1 protein-coding gene and 5 pseudogenes are annotated in these 5,451 nt (G+C 58.4%); 2 read left to right on the top strand and 4 right to left on the bottom strand.

Annotated features, from left to right (window positions below; all coding sequences use genetic code 11):
- Positions 1-208 precede the first annotated feature (208 nt).
- Together istB and AB4874_RS19740 are read right to left on the bottom strand one after the other, a co-directional pair.
- Positions 209-936 (bottom strand): annotated as a pseudogene (istB, locus tag AB4874_RS19745) (IS21-like element helper ATPase IstB).
- A pseudogene (locus AB4874_RS19740) lies at positions 866-1,692 on the bottom strand (Mu transposase domain-containing protein); the annotation flags it as partial. The pseudogenes AB4874_RS19740 and istB, both read right to left, overlap by 71 nt.
- A gap of 66 nt (positions 1,693-1,758) precedes the next feature.
- Here AB4874_RS19740 and AB4874_RS19735 point away from each other — a divergent pair.
- Positions 1,759-2,248 (top strand): annotated as a pseudogene (locus tag AB4874_RS19735) (IS5 family transposase); the annotation flags it as partial.
- A 64-nt stretch (positions 2,249-2,312) separates the two neighbouring features.
- Positions 2,313-3,515: pseudogene (locus AB4874_RS19730) on the top strand (IS3 family transposase).
- Between the two features lie 35 nt (positions 3,516-3,550).
- On the opposite strand, the pseudogene AB4874_RS19725 reads toward AB4874_RS19730, so the two are convergent.
- Together AB4874_RS19725 and AB4874_RS19720 are read right to left on the bottom strand one after the other, a co-directional pair.
- A pseudogene (locus AB4874_RS19725) lies at positions 3,551-3,918 on the bottom strand (transposase); the annotation flags it as partial.
- Between the two features lie 399 nt (positions 3,919-4,317).
- On the bottom strand, positions 4,318-5,283 hold the full coding sequence (locus AB4874_RS19720) for a hypothetical protein (RefSeq protein WP_368393295.1): 966 nt from the start codon (positions 5,281-5,283) through the stop codon (positions 4,318-4,320).
- Between the last annotated feature and the right edge of the window lie 168 nt (positions 5,284-5,451).

Genomic DNA, 5,451 nt, shown 5'->3' with positions numbered 1-5,451 from the left:
CCAGATCAACAGGCTGAAGATGTTGAAACGGCAGATGTATGGCGCTGCAGGTATCGACCTTCTTCTGGCGCGCCTTCAGCATTCGGCATGACCGCGCCACAGAAATTGAGTCAGAGCCCAAAAATGCCCCCCTCTGGCACAACGGAAGCTGACCCAATGCGGTGTAGCCATCACGCAGCGCAGCCGTATCGGGCCAGCGGGTCTTCTGTCACTCGCGGGTCTTGAACCGCCAGCTTTCGTTGACGGTTTCGACGATGTCGCAATGGTGGGTAAGGCGATCAAGGAGCGCGGTCGTCATCTTCGCATTGCCGAAGACCGATGCCCATTCGCCGAAGTCGAGGTTTGTCGTCACGATGATCGACGTTCGCTCGTAGAGCCGGCTGATGAGGTGGAAGAGGAGTTGTCCGCCGGTTTGAGCGAATGGCAGGTAGCCGAGCTCGTCGAGGATCAGGAAGTCGAGGCGACACAGCAAGTCCGCGGTGCGCCCCTGCCGGTCGGCGCGGGCCTCAGCGTCGAGCTTGTTCCCAGGTCCACAACATTGAAGAATCGGCCGCGCTTGCCATGTCGTATGCAGGCTCGTGCGATACTAACGGCGAGATGCGATTTGCCGGATCCAGTGCCTCCGATCAGCACGACGTTGCACTGCTGATTGAGGAAGTCACCTGTTGCCAGATTGCGCACCAGCGTCTCGTTCACAGGCGTGTCCTCGAAGGCGAGCTCATCGACTTCCTTTGCCAAAGACAGTCGCGCGATGGTCAGCTGATACTTGATTGAACGTACCTGCTTCTCGCTGATCTCGGCGTTCAACAGGTCACCGACGATCTGCTGCGGCTCGTGCTGCCGCTTCACTGCCGTGATGATGATCTCATCGAAAGCGGCCTTCATTCCGGAGAGCTTCAACTGGCCCATCGCGTCCAGCACCTGTGATCTTTCCATGGTTTGGTCTCCTCAGACTGTCGTAGCGTTTGCAGTCGGCCACTGGTTCGCGGGCCAGACGCAGAGCATCCGATGTGGCTATCATTAGCGGCGGTGGTAGTTCACGATGGCGGGCCAGGATGTTCAGGACGACGGCCGCTGCCGGAGCACCCTCCTTCAAAGCCTCCGAACAGGCAGCTTATACAGCATCCAACCCATCGGCAGGGATCATGCTCAGAATCTGGACAATCTGCCGATCACCGTTCGGCACCTTCCCGAGTTTGCGCTGAACACGCTTGATCGCGGGCGGCAGATCCCAATTCTTAAAGGGCGCGCCGTTGCGCAGGGCGCCCGGTTTGCGCGCAAGAACAGGGATGTAATGCAGAGGATCGTAGATGTCCTTGTTGCGCCCGAAGGTGCGCACGGGCTGACAGACGACCTTGCCATCCTGCCAGAACTCGATGCGCTCGGCATAAGCGCGGATCTCAACCGGGCGCCCGACGGCGCGCGCATCAACGGAGGAGCGATTGTTGTCGAACCGCACGAGGCAAGTCTTGGATACCGAGGCTGGCACTGCGTGAAAGCCGTCGAATGGGCCGACATAGGGCACGAGGCTCTCGCGCTCGGCTTGGAATACGTCCCAGTTCGTCTGGTCCCTGAGCTCCTGATGGGGATTGGCCTTGGCCCAAGCCACGCAGCGGTCCGCGAGCCAAGCATTAAGCTCGGCGTAGCTCTTGAACTTGGGCGCGGAACGAAGAACCGCCGCCGCACGCACCCGTCCTAGGTCCTGTTGACAGAAGGGATTCCCACGAGCGGCTGATCGTGATTCAAGCGGTATCTGCAATGGAGACCAGCTTGGCACGAGACCTTATGTCGGACGAAGAGTGGGCGTTCTTTGAACGGTTCATCTTGGCTGTCCGCGCCCTGAACGGGCGCATACCCACGAGCCACCGCCTTGTTCTTGATGGGATTTTCTGGATCGCCCGCACCGGAGCCCCGTGGCGTGACTTGCCAGAAGAGTTCGGCAAGTGGTCAAGCGTCTACCGGCAGTTCCGACGCTGGACGCTTCCAGGTTGTGGGAGGACATCATGGACACCCTGAACCACAGTGGGGCCGTGCCGGATGCCCTTCAAGAGATCCCCTCTCATGGTTTGCAGGCAAACCACTGCCGGGCAGTGGACAGCACCGTTATCCGCGCTCACCATCCATTGCCCGGCAGGGCATCGCCCTTGCGATGCCCCAAGAGGGAGGCAGCGGGCGCTTAAGGGGGGCTCCGCGACAGGGTTTTGGCCGCTCAAGAGGTGGCTTCACGACCAAGATCCACCTCCGTCTGGAGTGCCCCCACTGAAGTGGTCCACCTTTTGGGATAGTATTATCCCATTTCAGGAGGACCAGAGATGGCTGGAAAGAGAGACAAACCCGAAGAGATTGTGCTGAAGCTGCGGCAGGTAGAAGTTTTGCAGGGGCAAGGCAACTCGATTTCCGATGCCGTGCGTCAGATTGGCGTGACGGTTCAGACCTACTTTCGGTGGCGCAAGGAGTATGGTGGCATGAGCCGGGATCAGCTCAAGCGGTTGAAGGAGCTTGAGACTGAGAATACCCGGCTTAGGCGTGCCGTGTCGGATCTGACGCTGGACAAGATGATCCTGGCCGAGGCTGCGCGGGGAAACTTCTAAACCCTTCCCGCCGCAGGCAGTGCATCGAGCATGTGCGGCAAACCCTCAGCGTGTCCGAGCGCAGGGTTTGTCGCACATTGGGTCAGCATCGCTCGACGCAACGCAGGGTGCCCATGGGACTGCCGCACGAAGCACGGTTGACCGTGGATATCATCGCGTTGGCCGAAGAGTTCGGACGCTATGCATTGCCCGGCAGGCGATGCCTGTATCGCCGAGAGGGGGTATCGCATGATCACCGGGCTGCTGAACAACAGCGGTTGGCAGGTAAATCACAAGCGCCCCTCTCGTGGTTTGCGAACAAACCACTGCCGGGCAGTGGTCGAACGGATTTGGCGACGGGAGGGGCTGAAGGTCCCGCAAAAGCAGACCAAGAAGGGTAGGCTCTGGCTCAATGAAGGGTCGTGCGTGAGGCTTCGGCCGGAGCGTCCGAACCATGTCTGGTCCTATGATTTCGTGCAGGACCGGACGCATGACGGGCGTATCTTCCGCACGCTGAATATCATTGACGAATTCACGAAGGAGGCGCTGGTGATCCGCGTCAAACGCGGGCTCAATTCAACGGATGTGGTCGACGCCTTGACTGATCTGTTCATTCTACGCGGCCCGCCGGAATACATAAGGTCCGACAATGGCGCCAAATTTATCGCCAAGAAGGAGCGGGCATGGATCGGAGCTGTGGGCGCGAAAACCGCCTTCATCGCGCCTGGTTCACCGTGGGTAAATGGATGTTGCGAGAGCTTCAACGCCCACTTCCGGGATGAGATGCTTAATGGCGAGGTCTTCACCACATTGCGCGAGGCTCAGATCCTGATCGAGAGATGGCGTCGGCATTACAACACCGTCAGGCCGCACAGCGCCTTGGGATACCGGCCGCCAGCGCCTAAAAGCACCGTCCCGATGGGCCAGAGGCCAACGATGCACTAACATTCAAACCGGACCACTCGATGGGGGCAGACCAGGTGCTGCCCCAAAACACGGCAAACCCGCCGTTCCGACGCCCTGATGTGACTGCGGATGTGGTCGATGCTGGCGCGACGACGCGAGGGGCTCAGTCGTTTCCCCGTGCAGCTTCCGTCAGGATCAGCTTGTCCAATGTCAGGTCAGATACCGCTCGGCGCAATCGGTCATTCTCCTTTTGAAGGCATTTTACGTCCTTCAGTTGGTCAGCTCCCATACCGCCATATTGCTTGCGCCAGCGATAGAAGGTCTGTTCTGTAATCTGCACCTGTCGAATGGCATCAACGCGCGGCATTCCCTAGCCGCACAGCACCTCAACCTGCCGTAACTTCGTGACAATTTCTTCCGGTTTGTGTCGTTTGATGCCCATCTCCGATCCTCCGTTTCCTAACTATAGCGGCGGACCAGTTCAGTGGAGGAGGATCAGCCCTGCACATGACTGCTTCTGACAAATGCACAAATCAGATCACAAATGTCTTGCTATGCAGGAGCCATTCACACAGGACATTCGCGGCATCGGGCATGAAGGACCGCTGTGGGCCCTTCAATCACAGGTTACGTCGGCAGCGCGCTCACTGGAGCCCCGCTTGGCTTGACACCAGACGGAGCCATCTCAACTCGGCGGCGAGGTGTTTCCCATTGCGCTTGCATCAGACGCATGACGCTTCTGGCCTACAGGATTGGGCGCCCACGATGGCGCCCATGAGAAACTGCTGCGCGCGGGCTCCGTGGTTGAATTCCTCGCTAACGGAACCGCTGATTTGCACTATCAGCCCAACACGCGTGGTCTTGCCCGTAGCAAATCAAGCGGATTGTAAAGTGTCATGATGTAGAAGAAGGCCATCATGTAAATCGTCGCTGTGCCAAACATCTGAGCCGCCTCGGCCGACACACCCAGGCTATAGGGACCGCCCCAGGTTTCGGCAGTGCTCCAGATCGCGAATGATAGCAGGAACCCGATCGGTGCCATAATCCTCAACCCGCGACCGCTGATCAGGGACGCCGCCACCAGTGCCTCGGTAAGCGCCACCAGAACTGCGACCAGATGTGGCCCCATGGCGTTGGTTATGACCAGAAACAGCTGGTCATAGCTTGCAGTCCAGGTTCCTTGCATGTCCGTCTGTGCAGAGGTGAGAAAATCCGTGAAGTGGTTCAGGAAATAGGGCTGAAACTTCAGCAAGGCATCATACCCCCATAGCAACCCGAAGCCATTTCGCGCGAGTGTCAGCAACTCGTTATTCGACACATCCGGAACGGTGCGCAAACGCTCAACGCCGATGAGGAACAGAAACATCACGATGTAAGGAAGCGCGACACCGGGATCCGTTCCGTCTTGCCCGAAATCTCCCCCATGTTGGAACACGATCCAGACGAAGGCGGCATAGCCAATCCCGACCCAACTCATTGGGATGACACCGCGGTTTGAAAGGATCGACAGTGCGACGGCCAACTCCACGAAGGCCAGAATAATCACCAGCAGATGAAGAAACGGGCTTGAGGTCGGCAGCCCCAGCGCCTGAGCCGACGCGACTTTGTGCTGCCAACTCAGCGAGGTCCAAGAGTCATAGATCAGCACGATACCGAAAACGATCCGTATCCAGCTGAAACTAGCGTAACTGACAGAAGATGTCCGTGTGCGGTCCTCGCCCGCCATACCAAGCGCGGCAAGCGTCCGACGAAAATACCCCTTTGCTCCAGGGGCGTCGTTTAAGGATTTCTGTGTCGCAGATTTCATAGCACTTTACTCCTCTATGACGCCGCGCGACGAAATTTCATCGCAGGCGTTCTAGCGTCTATGTATCTGCGTAGGTCTGCGTAGCGGCTGACAACCTTGACTTGCATCAACACGCAGCTTCACAAAGCGGATACGCCGACGTGAGAGTGCAACAGCCGAGAACTGGCC

Origin of the sequence: Thioclava arctica (genome assembly GCF_040892615.1) — a bacterium.
Lineage (GTDB): Bacteria > Pseudomonadota > Alphaproteobacteria > Rhodobacterales > Rhodobacteraceae > Thioclava > Thioclava arctica.
Note: the sequence above shows the minus strand (reverse complement) of the source record. Positions and strands in the feature narration are given on the sequence as shown.